This is a genomic window from Streptomyces sp. NPDC086777 (genome assembly GCF_040702065.1).
Lineage (GTDB): Bacteria > Actinomycetota > Actinomycetes > Streptomycetales > Streptomycetaceae > Streptomyces.
The window spans coordinates 36,552-53,448 of record NZ_JBFBJI010000003.1; the positions used below are offsets into that span (position 1 = coordinate 36,552).

The 16,897-nt window shown below is 71.1% G+C and carries 11 protein-coding genes and 4 tRNA genes; 11 read left to right on the top strand and 4 right to left on the bottom strand.

Annotation, left to right across the window (positions count from 1 at the left end; genetic code table 11):
- Nucleotides 1-177 precede the first annotated feature (177 nt).
- Nucleotides 178-2,385, bottom strand: coding sequence for a DEAD/DEAH box helicase (locus AB0472_RS05050; protein WP_366353513.1), 2,208 nt, complete (start codon nt 2,383-2,385; stop codon nt 178-180).
- A 527-nt stretch (nt 2,386-2,912) separates the two neighbouring features.
- Nucleotides 2,913-3,440, bottom strand: a complete 528-nt coding sequence (locus AB0472_RS05055) for a hypothetical protein (RefSeq protein WP_366354051.1) — start codon at nt 3,438-3,440, stop codon at nt 2,913-2,915.
- A 138-nt stretch (nt 3,441-3,578) separates the two neighbouring features.
- Between AB0472_RS05055 and AB0472_RS05060 the strand changes: the two genes are divergently transcribed.
- Nucleotides 3,579-4,190 (top strand): hypothetical protein, encoded by a 612-nt coding sequence (locus tag AB0472_RS05060; protein ID WP_366353515.1) that lies wholly within the window; start codon nt 3,579-3,581, stop codon nt 4,188-4,190.
- Here the strand turns inward: AB0472_RS05060 and AB0472_RS05065 are convergent.
- Nucleotides 4,178-5,107, bottom strand: coding sequence for a hypothetical protein (locus AB0472_RS05065; protein ID WP_366353517.1), 930 nt, complete (start codon nt 5,105-5,107; stop codon nt 4,178-4,180). The two genes, AB0472_RS05060 and AB0472_RS05065, sit on opposite strands and share 13 nt — an antisense overlap.
- 141 nt (nt 5,108-5,248) lie before the next feature.
- Here AB0472_RS05065 and AB0472_RS05070 point away from each other — a divergent pair, with 141 nt between their 5' ends.
- From AB0472_RS05070 to AB0472_RS05090, 5 genes are all read left to right on the top strand, one after another.
- Nucleotides 5,249-5,599, top strand: a complete 351-nt coding sequence (locus tag AB0472_RS05070; protein ID WP_366353518.1) for a metallopeptidase family protein — start codon at nt 5,249-5,251, stop codon at nt 5,597-5,599.
- Between the two features lie 93 nt (nt 5,600-5,692).
- Nucleotides 5,693-7,237 carry a metallophosphoesterase gene (locus AB0472_RS05075; RefSeq protein ID WP_366353519.1) on the top strand — a complete coding sequence of 515 codons (1,545 nt, stop codon included), beginning with the start codon at nt 5,693-5,695 and terminating at the stop codon, nt 7,235-7,237.
- Nucleotides 7,238-7,318: 81 nt separating this feature from the next.
- Nucleotides 7,319-7,391: transfer RNA gene (locus AB0472_RS05080), tRNA-Glu, on the top strand.
- 36 nt (nt 7,392-7,427) lie between these two features.
- A tRNA-Asp gene (locus tag AB0472_RS05085) sits at nt 7,428-7,502 on the top strand.
- A 24-nt stretch (nt 7,503-7,526) separates the two neighbouring features.
- A tRNA-Phe gene (locus AB0472_RS05090) sits at nt 7,527-7,600 on the top strand.
- Between the two features lie 55 nt (nt 7,601-7,655).
- Here AB0472_RS05090 and AB0472_RS05095 read toward each other — a convergent pair.
- Nucleotides 7,656-8,141, bottom strand: coding sequence for a hypothetical protein (locus AB0472_RS05095; protein WP_366353521.1), 486 nt, complete (start codon nt 8,139-8,141; stop codon nt 7,656-7,658).
- Nucleotides 8,142-8,326: 185 nt separating this feature from the next.
- Between AB0472_RS05095 and AB0472_RS05100 the strand changes: the two genes are divergently transcribed.
- The 5 genes from AB0472_RS05100 to AB0472_RS05120 all read left to right on the top strand — a co-directional run bounded on the left by AB0472_RS05100 (nt 8,327) and on the right by AB0472_RS05120 (nt 16,514).
- A complete protein-coding gene (locus AB0472_RS05100) occupies nt 8,327-11,206 on the top strand; it encodes a PKD domain-containing protein (RefSeq protein ID WP_366353522.1) in 2,880 nt (959 codons plus the stop codon).
- 68 nt (nt 11,207-11,274) lie between these two features.
- On the top strand, nt 11,275-11,568 hold the full coding sequence (locus AB0472_RS05105; protein WP_366353523.1) for a hypothetical protein: 294 nt from the start codon (nt 11,275-11,277) through the stop codon (nt 11,566-11,568).
- Nucleotides 11,569-11,796: 228 nt separating this feature from the next.
- Nucleotides 11,797-15,765 (top strand): ATP-dependent RNA helicase HrpA, encoded by a 3,969-nt coding sequence (gene hrpA, locus AB0472_RS05110; RefSeq protein WP_366353525.1) that lies wholly within the window; start codon nt 11,797-11,799, stop codon nt 15,763-15,765.
- A gap of 94 nt (nt 15,766-15,859) precedes the next feature.
- Nucleotides 15,860-15,934 (top strand) — tRNA-Asp (locus AB0472_RS05115).
- A gap of 388 nt (nt 15,935-16,322) precedes the next feature.
- Complete coding sequence (locus AB0472_RS05120) at nt 16,323-16,514, top strand: DUF6274 family protein (RefSeq protein ID WP_366353526.1); 192 nt, start codon at nt 16,323-16,325, stop codon at nt 16,512-16,514.
- Nucleotides 16,515-16,897: the final 383 nt, after the last annotated feature.

Genomic DNA, 16,897 nt, shown 5'->3' on the forward strand with positions numbered 1-16,897 from the left:
GACGCGCGCCGTTCGGTTGCCCCGCCCCCGGCTGTCATGTCCCCCTCTGAAGTGCGCTGATTTTACAGTCACCTCACAGGTTCATGGGAATCCCTTTTCGATCCACCGCCGCTCCGGAAACGGCTGAGCGCCGCGTCCCGGTGCGGGACGCGGCGCTCAGCCGTTCATGAAGGGGTGTCAGCCGTTGCGCTTCCAGCGCGGCTTGTCGTCACGGCGGCCGAAGGAGCCGGAGGACGAACCGCGGTGGTCGTCGCGGCGGCCGAACGGGCGGTCGTGGCCGCTGTGGCCGCCGCTGCGGAAGCCCGGACGGTCGTCACGGCGGTCACGGTTGAACGGGCGGTCGCTGCCACGGTGACCGGACGGACGGTCGTCCCGGCGGAAGCCGCCGCGGTCGTCGCGGCGCTCGAAGGAACGGCCGCCACGGTCGTCGCGGTCCCGGTCGAAGGAACGGCCACCGCGGTCGCCGCGGTCGTCGCGGTTGCGGAACCCGCCACGGTCGCCACGGTCGCCCCGGTCGTCGCGACGCTCGTCGCGGCGGAAGCCACCACGCTCGTCCCGGCGGTCACGGTTGAACGGACGGTCGGTGCGGTCGCGGTCCCGGTCGAAGGAACGGCCACCGCGCTCACCACGGTCGTCGCGGTCGAAGGGGCGACGGTCGTCACGGCGTTCGAAACCGCGCTCGCGGTTTTCGCGACGCTCGAAGGGGCGGCCGCCACGGTCGTCACGGCGGTCGTCGCGACGCTCGAAGCCACGGTCACGGTTGAACGGGCGGTCGCCGCGGTCGCGGTCCCGGTCCCGGTCGAAGGAGCGCTTCTCGAAACCGCGCTCCCGGTTGTCCCGGCGCTCGGTCTCCCGCGCCGCCGGAACCGTCGGCTCGGCCGCCACGACGGCCTCCTCGACCACCTCGGTCTCCGCCGCCTGGGCCTGCGCCTCGGCCACCGCCACCTCCGGGTCCTCACCGCGCTCGCGGGCGACCCGGGCGACCAGGCGGTCGGCCTCCTCGCGCAGTTCGGCGGCCCGGCGCTGCGCCCGCTCCAGCTCCTTGGTGAGCTGGGCGACCTCGCGCTCGGCCTGCTGCGCCGCGTTGGCCGCGGACTCGGACTGGACCTCGGTCATCGACCGGGCGCCGGTGATCTCGGCGACCTCGGGCTCGAAGGCGGTACCGGAGTTGATGATGTGACGCCCGGCGTCGACACCCGCGTCCTCCATGAGGCGGAAGATCTGGCGGCGCTGGTGCGGCAGGGAGAGGGAGACGACGGTTCCGGTGCGGCCGGCCCGGGCAGTACGGCCCGCGCGGTGCAGGTAGTCCTTGTGGTCGCCGGCCGGGTCCACGTTCAGGACCAGGTCGATGCCGTCGACGTGGATGCCGCGGGCGGCGACGTCGGTGGCGACGAGCGCGTTGACGTAACCGTCCTTGAAGTCGGCCAGCGTCCGGGTGCGGGCGCCCTGGGTCATGCCGCCGTGCAGCGCGTCGGCCTTCACTCCGGCGTCGCGCAGCTGCTCGGCGATCCGGTCCGCGCCCAGCTGGGTGCGGACGAAGATGATCGTGCGGCCCTTGCGGGAGGCGATCGCGGCGGTGACCGGCGCCTTGTCCTTCGGCTTCACGATGAGGATGTGGTGGGACATCGTCGTGACGTTGCCCTGCGCGCTGTCCACCTCGTGGGTGACCGGCTCGCTCAGGTAGCGCTTGACCAGCGTGGAGATCTCGTTCTCCATCGTGGCCGAGAACAGCATGCGCTGGCCGCCGGCCGGGACCTGGTCGAGCAGCTCGGTGACCTCGGGCAGGAAGCCCAGGTCGGACATCTGGTCGGCCTCGTCGAGGACGGCGATCTGCACGTCCTCCAGGGAGCAGGCGCCGCGGTTGATGATGTCGCGGAGGCGGCCGGGCGTGGCGACGAGGACGTCGACGCCGCGCTCCAGGGCGTAGATCTGGTTGCCCATGGACGTACCGCCGCAGACGACCTTCATCTTCAGGCCGAGGACGTCGCCGTACGGCTGGAGGGCGTCCGCGACCTGCATGGCCAGCTCACGGGTCGGGGTGAGGATGACGGCACGCGGCCGCTTCTTCTCGGTACGGCCGCCGGCCAGCGTGGCCAGGGTGGGCAGACCGAAGGAGAGGGTCTTGCCGGAGCCGGTGCGGCCACGGCCGAGGATGTCCTTGCCGGCCAGGGCGTCCGGGATGGTCGCGGCCTGGATCGGGAAGGGGGTCGTCACGCCGTTCTGCGCGAGCTTGCGCACGACGCCCTCGGGGAGACCGAGGTCGGCGAAGGTGATCTGGGGGGTGGTGTCGGTGGTGTCAGCGGTCTCCTCGGAGACCTGGGTCACCAGCTCGTCGTCCTGGATGTTCTCGGGCACGACGATCTGATCATTACTGGACACGGACATGCGAATGCGAAACCTTCCGGAGTCTCTTCGGCACGCGCCCGTCAACTCCGTGATTCGCTCACGACCGCCTCAATGCGGTCCGCCACGGCAAGGGAGAGTACGCGCCACACGGCGCGCTCTGCGGTGGCGCCGGGCAAATGGGATCAAACGATCTACCACCATACGCACCCAACACCCACGAAGGCAAACCGAGCCGCAACCTCGCAGCTCACAGCAGGTTCACCACAGCCCCATCGACGCTCACGCCGATCCCCGACGCACCGATCACACGGATCAGGTGCACCGGATCAGATAGACCGGACGCGCAGCCCTACGCACCCCCCAACACCCGACCCCACCCATCTTCTTCCCCGCCCGGGAACGCCCCCTCCGACCGCGGCGAATGCGCCCGCCGACCGGGACTCACCCGCCACCCGAAACCTTCGCCCGCCGCCGACGGGTCTTTCCCGCCGCAACGGCGCTCGGCCGCCGCGGCGTGTCCCGGCGGTGCCGAAACCCCCCGCACCCCCGCGTCCGGCGCCGCCCGCCTACGCCGGTGTTCCCGCCGCCGGTGCCGGCTCCCGCTGGACCAGTTGGGTCCCCGAACCGTCCTCGTGTGCCGACGAGGACGGCTCGGCGGACGGCGGATCCGTGTCCGGAGGCGGCGGGGTGGGGGAGTCCGGTGGCGGGGTCGGCGAGGCCGCCGGCGGCGCCGGGGTCGTCGGCGCTCCCGTCGGGCCGGCCGGAGCGCCCGGCGGCACACTCTGACCGGGCTGCACCGGCACCGCCGACCCCGCGCTCGCCCCCTTCGTCGGCTTCGCGGACGCCGACGACGACTCCCCCGGCTTCGCCTTCTCCCCGTGCCCGCGCTTCCCGTCGGCCACCGCACCGCCGTACCCCGCGCCGCCCTCGCCGGACACCCCCGACCCACCGTCGGCCGCCTCACCGTCCCGGTGCCCCGCGGAGTGCGACGGCTTGGCCCGGCCCGCGTCGTCCCCCACGTTCACACAGCCGGCGGCGGCCGCGACCGCCATCACCGTGACGGCCAGACGGACGGGTACGTACAAGGGGCGCACGGCGGCCACCTCCGGGGCGGAGAAAGAAGTCAACCTGCCCAACTCCCGCCGCCCGCAAGAGGACACGCCTCCCGCCCGAGCGTCGCGGGGGCGCGGACAGGTGGTTCACCATGGGGTGTGCGATTCGACTCCGTTCCCATGCCGGCGAGCGTCGAGGCCAGGCCTCGTGACAGCCGCGGCTACCCCGTGCCCGCCATCACCCCGTGGGAGGGCGACGCCCCCCAGTTCGCACTCACCGACTACGGGCGCAGCGCGGAGTGCGCCCGCAACAGGCGGTGCTCCGTCTGCGACACCCTGATGCCGAGGGGTCCGGTGTGGCGGGTGGTCGGCGCCGCGGAGAGTGCCGCGATCCGCGACGCGCTGGCCGCCGGACGGCCGTACCGGAACCTCGCGCCGACCCTGGAGGGTCCCGGGCACCGCGCGTGCATGCTCTACGCCTCGATGGTCTGCCCGTACCTGGCCCGGCCCAACGCCCGGCGGGGCACCAGCGCGGAAACCCCGGACGACATGACCGCGCATGTCGTCCGGGGTGCTGTGCGAGGGAAGCTGGGCGCCGTGGTGGGGTTCGCCGACTACGAGTTCGCCGTCACCAGGTCCCAGGTGCTGTTCCGTTTCCTCGACGTGGTCGAGTTCCTGCCGCACGACACGGCCGACGAGCACCTGGCGGCGCTGCGGGCCGAACTCGCCCGCTCGGACGCCGGTCCGGACGGCCGCTCCGACGGCCGCCCGGAGGGTGGTCAGCCGCGGTAGGCGGGCAGTCCCTTGTGCGTGGAGGCCTTGACCGGGTTGCCGAACCCGTGACCGGACCTGGTGACGGTGTAGGTGCCGGCCGGGGTCCGGAACGCGATGGTCCTGCCGTTGGGCGACCAGGTGGGCTCGGTGTAGTCGGTGGTGGCGTGCGGGGTGATGTCCTTGACGGCGTTGGTGCCCGCGGTCAGGTCGTCCACGAAGAGGTGGTCGTGGCCGCCGACCGAGCGGACGAAGACGACCTCCTCCGAGTCCGGCGAGAGCGCGGGCTCGGACCCCTTGGTCAGCGCACCGCCCTGCTGGCGCAGGTAGTCGTCCCGGATGTAGACCTCGCCGTTGTGCGTGTTCTCGTAGACGGCCGTGCCGTAGGACCCGCCGACGTTCGGCCAGGTGTTGTTCGTCTTCGGGAGCGCACCCGTCTCCGGGTCGTCGCTGTTGAGGCTGATCCTGGCCGGCTTGCCGTGGTTGCTGGTGGCCTTGACGCTCTCCAGCACGGTGCTGCCGTGGATCTTGGCGGCGAAGATGATGTTGTTCTTGGCGGGGATGCCGTTCGTCCGGTCGGCCGCCGCGACCTGCCAGGTCGGGTGGGACCAGGTCTGGTTGCCCGGGTTGGCGGCGACAGTGACACGGTGGCTGCCGTCGGGGTCAGAGACGACGAGGTTGCCGTGACCGTCGACGAAGGCGGCCTTGCTGCCGCCCGGGTTCCAGGCCAGGTCGCGGACGACGGTACCGAAGTCGATCGACCTGCCGCCGACGAGGACGTGCCGGGTGCCGTCGCTGACGGTCAGCCCCCGGGGCACGCTCACCGCCTTGGCGGCGGGCGCGGCCGTCGCGGTGGCGGTCAGGCCGGCCACGGCCAGCAGCGCGGCGACGCCGGTGGCGGCGGCCGCTGTGGTGCGACGACGGTAACGTGCGGACATCGGGTTCCCCCCAGGGTGCATGACCAGGTCGATGACAGAAGTCTTGCCACGGGGGATGACGGAGCTGTGCGCGCGCTGTCACAGGCCTGCAATAGGGACCGGAAACCCGCGTTCCGCGCGTTCGTCCCTGACAATGGCCCTGTGCTGGAGATGACCCGCGACGGGTTCGAAGAACTGGTGAGCGAGGCCCTGGACCGGATCCCGCCGGAGCTGACGCGGGTCATGGACAACGTGGCCGTGTTCGTCGAGGACGAGCCGTCCGCCGACGACCCGGAGCTGCTGGGCCTCTACGAGGGGACACCGCTCACCGAGCGCGGCGAGTGGTACGCCGGGGTCCTCCCCGACCGCATCACGATCTACATGGGACCGACCCTGCGGTACTGCGAGACACCGCAGGACGTGGTCCACGAAGTCGCCGTGACCGTCGTCCACGAGGTGGCGCACCACTTCGGCATCCGGGACGCCCGCCTCCATGAACTCGGCTGGGGCTGACCCGCCCGCCTCCGCACGCCCCCCGCCTCCACAAGCCCGGCCCGCGGCACGAACCGCCGCATACGAGCCGGCCATCCTGGGCATACGGCACCAATGGCCCGCGTCCGCACCCGAACCCGAGCCCGCCTGCCCGTCCTGGAACTCGCCCCCGAGGCACATGAGCCGCCCGTCTGGAGCCGGGTCCTCGGTCTGGCCGCCGTCGTCCTCGTCGGCGCGTGGCTCGGGCTGCTGATCGTCGGGAACGTCCGTGCCCAGGTCGGCCCGATGGACACGACGATGACGCTGCGCCCGTCGCTCACCGGCGGCACGAAGATCAACGTCTCCCCGCTGGGCGCCCTCTACCTCGACACCCACTCCGGCCCCGTCCGCCTCGACGTCAACGTCGACCAGCTCGACCCGGTCCGCGCGCAGGCCCTGGTCGACCATCCCGAGCGGCTCTCCGGCCTCCAGGACGAGGTCGCCCACGACGTCGAGCACGGCACCCTCGACCTGGCCGTACGCTCCTGCGTGGCCGTGGTCGCCGGTGCCACCACCCTCGGCCTCGCGGTCTACCGCCGCCCGCGCCGCGCCCTGGCCGCCGGCGGCCTCGCCCTCGCTCTGCTCGCCTCGTCCGGCGCGACCGCGTTCGCCACCTGGAACCCCGAGTCGGTCCTGGAACCGAGGTTCTCCGGCCTGCTCTCCTCCGCCCCGGCACTGGTCGGCAACGCCCGCAGCATCGTCACCGAGTTCGACGTCTACCAGAAGGAGCTGGCCCGCCTGGTGACGAACGTGACGAAGCTGTACGACGTCACGTCCACGCTCCCCGCCTACTCCCCGGACCCGGCCACCCTGCGCGTCCTGCACGTCTCCGACATCCACCTGAACCCGGCGAGCTGGAAGATCATCGCCTCGCTGGTGGAGCAGTACAAGGTGAACGTGATCGTCGACTCCGGCGACACCATGGACCACGGCACCGCGGCCGAGAACGGCTTCCTGGACCCCGTCGCCGACCTGGGCGTGCCGTACGTGTGGGTGCGGGGCAACCACGACTCCCGCACCACTCAGCGCTACCTCTCCCGCATGAAGAACGTGCACGTCCTGGACGACGGCCGCGCCGAGACGATCGCCGGGCTGCGCTTCGCCGGGATCGGCGACCCCCAGTTCACCCCCGACCGCTCGTCCGTCCCCGGCGGCGACGCGTCCGAGGAACTGGCCGGCGACCGCCTCGCCACGGCCCTGCGGGAACAGCGGGCGGCCGGCACCCCGGTGGACGTCGCGATCGTCCACGAGCCGTCGGCGGCCCGGATGACGGACGGCGAGGTGCCCCTGGTCCTGGCCGGTCACCTCCACCACGAGCAGACGGAACTCCTCCCGCACGGCACCCGGCTCCGCGTGGAGGGCTCCACCGGCGGCAGCGGGCTGCGCGCGGTCGAGGGCAAGTACCCGGACCCGATCGAGGCCTCGATCCTCTACTTCGACCGGGACAGCCACCGGCTGCAGGCCTGGGACGAGATCAAGCTGGGCGGCCTGGGCGAGACGACGGCCGAGGTCAGCCGTCACCTCCCGGCGGACAACCAGCCGGGTGCGACCCCGACGCCCTCCCGGAGCCCGTCACCCTCAGGGAGCACGGCCGGCACAGCCTCGCCCTCGGCGCCGTAAACCGTTTTGGCGATACTCCCCGCCATCCCATATGCTTCTCACGTCCCCGACGCGCTGACGAAGCGCCCAGGCGGGCCGATAGCCCTCATCGTCTAGCGGCCTAGGACGCCGCCCTTTCAAGGCGGTAGCACGGGTTCGAATCCCGTTGGGGGCACGCAAGATCGTGTGCGACACTGTTGCACACAAGCTTGGTCCTGTGGAGCAGTTTGGAGTGCTCGCCACCCTGTCAAGGTGGAGGCCGCGGGTTCAAATCCCGTCAGGACCGCTGGGGTTTCACGTGAAACCTCGTGGCTGGGTAGCTCAGTTGGTACGAGCGATCGCCTGAAAAGCGATAGGTCGCCGGTTCGACCCCGGCCCCAGCCACAACAGACAGCCCCTCCGGGATTCCGGAGGGGCTGTTCTCATGTGTCATCGCTTCTCATGTGTCATCCCCCGTGCCGCTGCGCTTCTTCCACTCCTGGCACATCAGCTCCAGCTTTTCGTAGAAATCGGGATCCTTGGCGATCGCCCCCGAGGTGAAGGGAACGGGCAGCAGGAACGACGTGCCGTCGGTCCGGGTGACTCCGATCTGGGTGATGCTCCCGTTGCGCCCACGCCCCGCGAGCGCGTGGACGCTCGCGATGTCTCTCCAGACCACGCGCCGACGGCCGGTCATCCCGCGGGTGCGCAGGCCCTCCACGTCGATCCGCGTCCAGCCCGTCGGCATCCCCGCCAGCGGTACGAACAGCACGGTCGGTATCAGCCCGAACATGAGCCACAGGCCGACGGCGGAACCTGTCTGACCGTCGGCCAGGTACCTGGCCGCACGCACGCTCACCGCCCCGGCCCAGACCGCCATCCCCGACGCGAACACCCACATCGCCAGGCGCTGCCTGCGCGTGTACCGGAACACCGTCTCGTCCATCCGTGCAGTCTGCACAGTGGTCCGCCAACCCACGCCGCCGGGCCGCGTCTTGAGGAAGTCGGGGGCGGAGCATGGCGTTCCTTTGCAGTCGGACTGCGATCATGACGACCGCATGACAACGCTGAGCTGAACCGTCGTCTCCGGCGTTCTCGTGACCACCACCGCGAACGCTCCGTGGAGACCGCATGCGCAGATCCCGCCCGGCCGTCGGACTGTCCCTCGCCATGGTCGTCGTGGCGGGGGTGATGAGCGGCTGGGAGAGCGGCACGGCGGCGGCCGCCGGGACCGACGGAACGCTTTACGTGAACCACGACGTCGCGTGCAGCGACACCGGGACGGGGACGCAGAGCCTGCCCTTCTGCACCGTGCAGGCCGCGGCGAACGTGGTGACGCCGGGAGACACGGTTCAGATCCTGTCGCCGGACGCCCACCCGTACTCGGGAGCGGTGACTCTCACGCGATCGGGGACCAGCGACGCGCCGATCACCTTCACGGGGGCGCCCAGCGGGAGCACCACGCGGGCAGAGCTCGCCACACCCGGCTCCGCGCCGGCGCTGACCCTCAACGGCGTCCACGACGTCCGGGTCCAGTCGCTGGTCTTCGGGTACGACGCCACCGACGCACTGGTGTCGGCGGGATCCGACCACATCACCCTCGACCGGCTGACCTTCGCGCGCTCGTCCGCGCCGAGCGACGGCGGTACGGGAACCGCGATCACCGTGGACGGCACGTCCTCCGACGTCACCGTGGAACGGAACTCGATCGGCAGCGGATACGCGTACGGCGTACGGACGGCGCAGGGCGCGGCCCGGGTCACGGTGACGACCAACGTGATCGACAACCCGCGGCTGGGCGGGATCACGGCCACGGGAACAGCCGGCATCGCTGTCACGAGCAACTCGCTCGCTTCGCCGTGCGCCCCCGGGATATCGCTGGCCGACGGGAGTTCCGGCGCGGTCGAGAACAACGTGGTCGCCGCCCCGAAGCTGCTCCGGAGCAGCACGTGCCCGGCGCCCACCACCCCTCTGTACTCGGTGTCGGACGACTCGGCGGGACAGGTCACCGACGACTACAACGTGGCGGCGGACACCGTGGGCGGTACGACCCCCCGGCGTACCGAATACCTCTGGGCGGAGACTCCCTACGCCACGGCTGCCGCGCTCCAGAACGCGACCGGACAGGGCGCGCACGACATCGACGGTGTCGGCGCGCGGCTCGAGGCGCCGCCCGAGCACTCCCCGCTCATCGACTCGGCGGACCCCGGCGCCCCCGGCGAACTCAGCACGGATGCCGCGGGCGCCCCGGGCGTCGACGACCCGCTGGTGGACGACGTGGGTCCCGGCCCGGCGGCCCGTCGCGACCGGGGTGCCTTCGAGCGCCAGGACACCATCGCCGTTCCGGCCGACGGCGGCGGGCTGTCACCGAGGACGGGACTGGCGCCGCTGAGCACCTCGGTGCGGACCGACGACTTCATCAGCCGCTGGGGCGAGCCGCTCACCTACTCCGTCGACTTCGGCGACGGCACCGCACCCGTCAGTGCCCCTGCGGGCGAGCCGATCGGCCACACCTACGCCTCCGCGGGCTCGTACCAGGCGAAGACCACCGTGACGGACACCGACGGCGTCTCCTCGGCCCGTCAGACCGCGCAGGTCGTGGCGGGAACGGCCGCGGCACCGAACGTAGCGGTGTCCGGCACCGCGGACACCGCCGCCGCCGGGCAGATCGCGGCGGGGCTCGCGGTGTTCACCGTTCCACCGTCGTCCGCCCCGTGGGAGATCCACGACCTGACCCTGGCCTTCGGTGACGGCAGCGACCAGAGTCTGGGCCTGCCCACCGGCACCCAGCAGCTGAGGCACCCGTACGCGGCCCCCGGCACCTACACCGCCACCCTGACGCAGACCGACCTGTTCGGCCGGACCACGACCGCCCGGACGACCTTCCACGCCGCCGACGCCTTCGTCGCGATGGCCCCGCAGCACGACACCGGGAAGACGATCGCCGCGCACGGCGTCCTGAAGCTCTCGGCGGCCGTGCTGCGGGCCGACTCGGACGGCACGGACGCCGTGCAGCTCCAGCTCGTCACCAGCAACGCGAAGGCGAGCGGCACGCTCACCCTCTACCCCCACGGCACCACCCGTCCGGGCACCGGCGACACCACCTTCGAGCCGGGCCGTACGACCACCGCCGAGACCACGGTGAAGGTCACCCCGACCGGTTCCGTCGACGTCTACAACGGCAGCTCCGGCGCGGTGGCGGTCGACATCGCCACGGTCGGCCTCCAGTCCCACGCCCAGTACGCCGACACCTACCACCCGGTCACCCCGGCCCGCCTGCTCGACACCCGAACCGGCACCGGCGGCCCGCGGAGCCCGGTCGCCGGCGGCCACTCGCTCACCCTGTCCGTCGGCGGCACCCACGGCGTCCCCGCAACCGCGCACGCAGTGGTCCTCGACGTCACGGCCACCGCCACCAAGGCGTCCGGCGACCTCACCGTCGCCACGCACAGCACCGACGACTCCGTCGTCAGCGGCCCGCACTGGACCACCGGCCAGACCGCCACCACGCAGGTCGTGATCCCCGTGCACGACGGCAAGGTCGTCCTGCACAACGAGAGCAAGGCGTCGGCGAACCTCGTGGCCGACCTCGCCGGCTGGTACGGCACCGCCGCGAACGGCTCCGAGTTCCTGCCCGTCACCCCGGCCCGCGTCCTCAACACCCGCACCGGTACCGGCACCGGCAAGGTCGCCAGGCTCGCCGCCCACGCCACCCTCAGGCTCAAGGTCACCGGCGCCCACGGCGTCCCCGCGACCGGGGTCACCGCCGCCGACCTGAACCTCACGGTGCCGTCCCCGTCCGGCGGCGGCTGCCTCGTCGCCTACCCCGACGGCACCTCGCGCCCCGGCACCTACTCGCTGAACTTCACCAAGGGCCACCCCACGACCGTCCGCGCCCTGGTCAAGGTCGGCACCGACGGCGACATCGACCTCTACAACACCGGCAGCACCCCCGTGGACGTGTACGCGGACCTGGTGGGCGCCTACACCGTCATCCCCGCCACATCCTGAACCTCCTTGGCGCCGCGGCCCGCCGCCGCTAGGTTCTGGCGGGTCAACACGTCACCAGGGTGGGGAAGATGAGCCGGGATCAGGACATACAGCTGGAGAAGGACCGGGCGCGCTACGGCCTGCTCGCCGTCGTCGTCAGCAACCTCGCGATCGCCGGGGTCGCGGTCTTCGGCGTCTGGCGGCTCAACGGCAACGAGTCCGTGATCATCGGCGTCCTCACCGCCGCCTTCACGGCGGTGAGCAGCATGACCACGGCATACCTCGGGATCAAGGCGGTGTCGAACACGGCGAAGTCCATCGCGGCGGCCACCTCGACCCAGCCCATCCAAACCCCCACCACCCCGACCCAGCGAACCCCGTAGGGGGGTTTCACTCCCCGGCGCCCGCAGGGTGAGATGCGACTGGGCAGCGCCCCTTCGAGGGGCGCTGGGGGTCCCCCGGCCGAAGGCTGGGGGGAGGAGGAACTGCGCGCCCAGCCCCCACCCACCCGCACCCGTACCACTGCCTCGGCCCCCCAGAGCAACCGGCCGAACCGCCGGAGGCAAAAGCGTTCGCCATGAATTTCCCCGAGGTGAGATCCTGGACCGCGTATGTCTACGCATCCCGCCCCCGCCCTCGGCCCCCTCGCCCCCCGCCTGACCGAGCTCTCACTGCGCGACGCGCACCGGCTCGGGCGCAGGCTGGAAGGTGCGCGCAAGATCCGTAAGCCGGAGGCCCGGGCCGCCGTCCTCGCCGAGATCGAGGCAGAGGTGGCCAGGGCCGAGGACCGGATGGCCGCCCGGCGCGCCGTCGTGCCCGCCGTGTCGTACCCCGAGCAGCTGCCCGTCAGCCAGAAGAAGGACGAGATCGCCGAGGCGATACGCGACCACCAGGTCGTGATCGTCGCCGGTGAGACCGGCTCCGGGAAGACCACCCAGATCCCCAAGATCTGCATGGAGCTCGGGCGCGGCGTGCGCGGCATGATCGGGCACACCCAGCCCCGCCGGATCGCCGCCCGTACCGTCGCCGAGCGGGTGGCGGAGGAGCTGCGGACGCCGCTCGGGGAGGCCGTCGGCTGGAAGGTCCGCTTCACCGACCAGGTGAACCCCGACGCCACCTTCGTCAAGCTGATGACGGACGGCATCCTGCTCGCCGAGATCCAGACCGACCGCGAGCTGCGCGCCTACGACACGATCATCATCGACGAGGCCCACGAGCGGTCCCTCAACATCGACTTCCTGCTGGGCTACCTCGCCCAGCTGCTGCCCCGCCGGCCCGACCTCAAGGTCGTCATCACCTCCGCGACCATCGACCCCGAGCGGTTCTCCCGGCACTTCGACGACGCCCCGATCATCGAGGTGAGCGGCCGGACGTACCCCGTCGAGGTGCGGTACCGGCCGCTCCTCGAAGAGGACGCGGAGGACGCCGACCGGGACCAGATCACCGCCATCTGCGACGCGGTGGAGGAGCTCCAGGGCGAGGGCCAGGGCGACATCCTCGTCTTCCTCTCGGGCGAGCGGGAGATCCGGGACACCGCCGACGCGCTCACTAGGAAGAACTACCGGTTCACCGAGGTCCTTCCCCTGTACGCCCGGCTCTCGCACGCCGAGCAGCACCGCGTCTTCCAGCCGCACACCGGCCGCCGGATCGTGCTGGCCACCAACGTCGCCGAGACCTCGCTGACCGTCCCGGGCATCAAGTACGTCATCGACCCCGGCTTCGCGCGCATCTCCCGCTACAGCCACCGCACCAAGGTGCAGCGGCTGCCCATCGAGGCGATCAGCCAGGCCAGCGCCAACCAGCGCAAGGGCCGCTGCGGCCGTACCTCCGACGGCATCTGCATCCGGCTGTACAGCGAGGACGACTTCGTCTCCCGCCCGGAGTTCACGGACGCCGAGATCCTCCGCACGAACCTCGCCTCCGTCATCCTGCAGATGACCGCGGCCGGCCTCGGCGACATCGAGAAGTTCCCCTTCATCGACCCGCCGGACCACCGCAACATCCGGGACGGCGTGCAGCTGCTCCAGGAGCTGGGCGCGATCGACCCGGCCGAGAAGGACCCGCGCAGACGGCTCACCGACTCCGGCCGCAGGCTCGCCCAGCTGCCCGTCGACCCGCGGCTCGCCCGGATGGTGCTGGAGGCCGACAAGAACGGCTGTGTCCGCGAGGTCATGGTCATCGCCGCCGCGCTCTCCATCCAGGACCCGCGCGAACGCCCGGCCGACAAGCAGACCCAGGCCGACCAGCAGCACGCCCGCTTCCGCGACGAGACCAGCGACTTCCTCGCCTTCCTCAACCTGTGGAGGTACGTCAGGGAGCAGCAGCGCGAGCGCGGGTCGTCGTCCTTCCGGCGCATGTGCAAGCAGGAGTACCTGAACTTCCTGCGCATCCGCGAATGGCAGGACATCTACACGCAGCTGCGCACGGTCGCCAAGCAGATGGGCATCCACCTCAACGAGGAGGACGCCCCCGGCGACCGCGTCCACGTCTCCCTCCTGGCCGGGCTCCTGTCGCACATCGGCATGAAGGACGTGAAGAACGCCGGGGGTGAGGGCGGAAAAGGCACGGCGAAGAACGAGTACCTGGGGGCGCGCAACGCGAAGTTCGCGCTCTTCCCGGGCTCCGCGCTCTTCAGGAAGCCCCCGCGGTTCGTCATGTCGGCCGAACTGGTGGAGACCAGCCGCCTCTGGGCCCGGGTCAACGCGAAGATCGAGCCGGAGTGGGTCGAGCCGCTCGCCGAGCACCTCCTGAAGCGGACGTACAGCGAGCCGCACTGGGAGAAGGACCAGGCGGCCGTGATGGCGCTGGAGAAGGTCACGCTGTACGGCGTACCGATCGTCGCCGACCGGAAGGTGAACTACGGCCGGATCGACCCGGAGGCCAGCCGCGAGCTTTTCATCCGCAACGCACTGGTCGAGGGCGACTGGCGGACCCACCACAAGTTCTTCGCCGACAACCGCAGGCTGCTGAGCGAGGTCGAGGAGCTGGAGCACCGCGCCCGGCGCCGGGACATCGTCGTCGACGACGACACCCTCTTCGACTTCTACGACCAGCGGGTGCCCGAGCACGTCGTCTCCGGCGCCCATTTCGACTCCTGGTGGAAGCACAAACGGCACGAGCAGCCGGAGTTCCTGGACTTCGAGCGGGAGATGCTGATCCGGGAGTCGGCGGAGGCGGTCACCAAGGCCGACTACCCGGACTCCTGGCGGCAGGGGCAGCTGAAGTTCCGGGTGACGTACCAGTTCGAGCCGGGCGCGGACGCCGACGGCGTGACCGTGCACGTCCCGCTCCAGGTCCTCAACCAGGTCAAGGACGAGGGCTTCGACTGGCAGATCCCGGGCCTCAGGGAAGAGGTGGTCACGGAGCTGATCCGGACCCTCCCGAAGCCCATCCGGCGCAACTACGTGCCCGCGCCGAACTTCGCGAAGCGCTTCCTGGACACCGCGGTCCCCCTGCAGGAGCCCCTCACCACGACCATGGCGCGCGAGCTGAAGCGGATGGTCGGCGTGCCCTTCGAGGCCGAGGACTTCGACTGGGCGAAGGTCCCCGACCATCTGAAGATCACCTTCCGGATCGTCGACGAACGGCGCCGGAAGCTGGCCGAAGACAAGGACCTGGAGGTGCTGAAGCTCCGGCTGAAGCCGAAGGCGCGTCAGGCCCTGTCCCAGGCCGCCGCGGCCACCGCCTCCCGTGAGGGCGGCGAGTCCCTGGAGCGCAAGGGCCTCACCGACTGGACGATCGGCACCCTGACGCGCGTCTTCGAGACGCGCCGGGCCGGCCAGCCGGTCAAGGCGTACCCCGCCCTCGTCGACGACGGGGACACGGTCTCGGTCCGCCTCTTCGACACCGAGGAGGAGCAGGCCGAGGCGATGTGGAGGGGCACGCGCCGCCTCATCCTCCGCAACATCCCGGTGAACCCGGCGAAGTTCGCGTCGGAGAAGCTGACGAACGCCCAGAAGCTCGCGCTGTCGGCGAACCCGCACGGCACGATCCAGGCCCTGTTCGACGACTGCGCGATGGCGGCGGCGGACAAGCTGATCGCCGATTTCGGGGGGCCGGCGTGGGACGAGGAGTCGTACCGGAAGCTGTACGACAAGGTGCGCGCCGAGATCGTCGACACGACGGTCCGCACGGTCGGGCAGGTCCAGCAGGTGCTGGCCGCCTGGCAGGCCTGTGAGCGCCGCCTGAAGGGTGTCCGGAGCCCCGCGCTGCTGGCGAACCTGACGGACGTCCGCAAGCAGCTGGACGCGCTCGTGAAGCCCGGCTTCGTGACGTGGGCGGGGATACGCCGCCTCCCCGACCTGATGCGCTACCTGGTCGCCGCCGACCGTCGCCTCCAGCAGATGCCGACGAACGTCCAGCGGGACACCACCCGCATGGAGAAGGTCCACGAGATGCAGGACGAGTACGCCTGGCTCCTGGAGCAGCTCCCGAAGGGCCGGCCGGTGCCGCAGCAGGTCCTGGACATCCGCTGGATGCTGGAGGAGCTGCGGGTCAGCTACTTCGCGCACGCGCTGGGCACGGCGTACCCGGTCTCGGACAAGCGGATCGTGAAGGCGATCGACACGGCGGCTCCGTAACCGACCGGGCACGCTGGGTGAGTTCGACCAGGGCCCACCCCCTCCTGTACAGTCCTTCTCGCAGCACAACGCAAGACAAAGTGCCGCGAAACCTGGTCCTGTGGAGCAGTTTGGAGTGCTCGCCACCCTGTCAAGGTGGAGGCCGCGGGTTCAAATCCCGTCAGGACCGCCCAACCGCCAAGGCCCGCATCCCCCAAGGGAAGCGGGCCTTTCGCATACCCACCTCCTGCCCCCCGCCCCCCGCCTCCCCGTGGCCCTTGCCCACCCCTGCCCCGTCCCCTGCCCCGCAGCGACGAAGAGACGGGCGCCGGCCGCACCCGTCCTCCCGCAGCCGGTGGGTGGGGTGGCGTCGCGACGGGAGGGCGAGGGCCACCTTCATGGACGGACAAGAAGAGGCATGCATCGGACGTAGTCGGCCCGAAAACGGCCTGGGTCGATCGCATGCGGTCGGCTCGGGGTGCCCGGCGCGTAGCCGTCGGCGCCCTTGACGGCGTCACATTCGGTGGCTACCCAGGAGGGAGGGCTGGTTGTTGTCGGCGCCCTTCTGGAGGTGGCGTATGGCGGCTTCGGTGCGGCACGAGACGCGGGCGCTGCTGAGGGCCCACCTGGCGGCCGCCTCGTCGTACCGTCATCTGACCCGCCACTGCGCGGTCTGCCACCAGCTGCTGCGGCTGGCCATGGACTCCGCCCCGCATGCCGCCGAGCCGCCCGAGGACGCCACGGAGGATCCGGCCCCCGCCGGCCCGTGACGGTGGCCCCAACCGCCGTTCCCCCAAGGGCCGGTGGAGCGCGAGACTCCTCTAGCGCACCCGGGGCGGTACAAACAACCCGTGCGGTATGTGACGGGTGTCACCGCATGAGTTTCCGAAACGGCGGTACTTACCCCCTTCCTACAACTGGTCAATTTAATATGTGCAATTGCACCACCCTGTGGACCCCACCCCGGGCCCCTTCCGGTGCCCGCACAGCGGATCCGACAGCGATCCCCAGACTCCGACAAGGCTGCTCACGGAGGCGCCGGCCAGGGTCGCCCAAGACCTCATGGACGCACAAAAAAGATCGCGCTGGACCCGGCGGAGTCCAGCGCGATCTACGACGCACCCTGTGTCGCTTGCCTGAAAAGTTCTTGTCG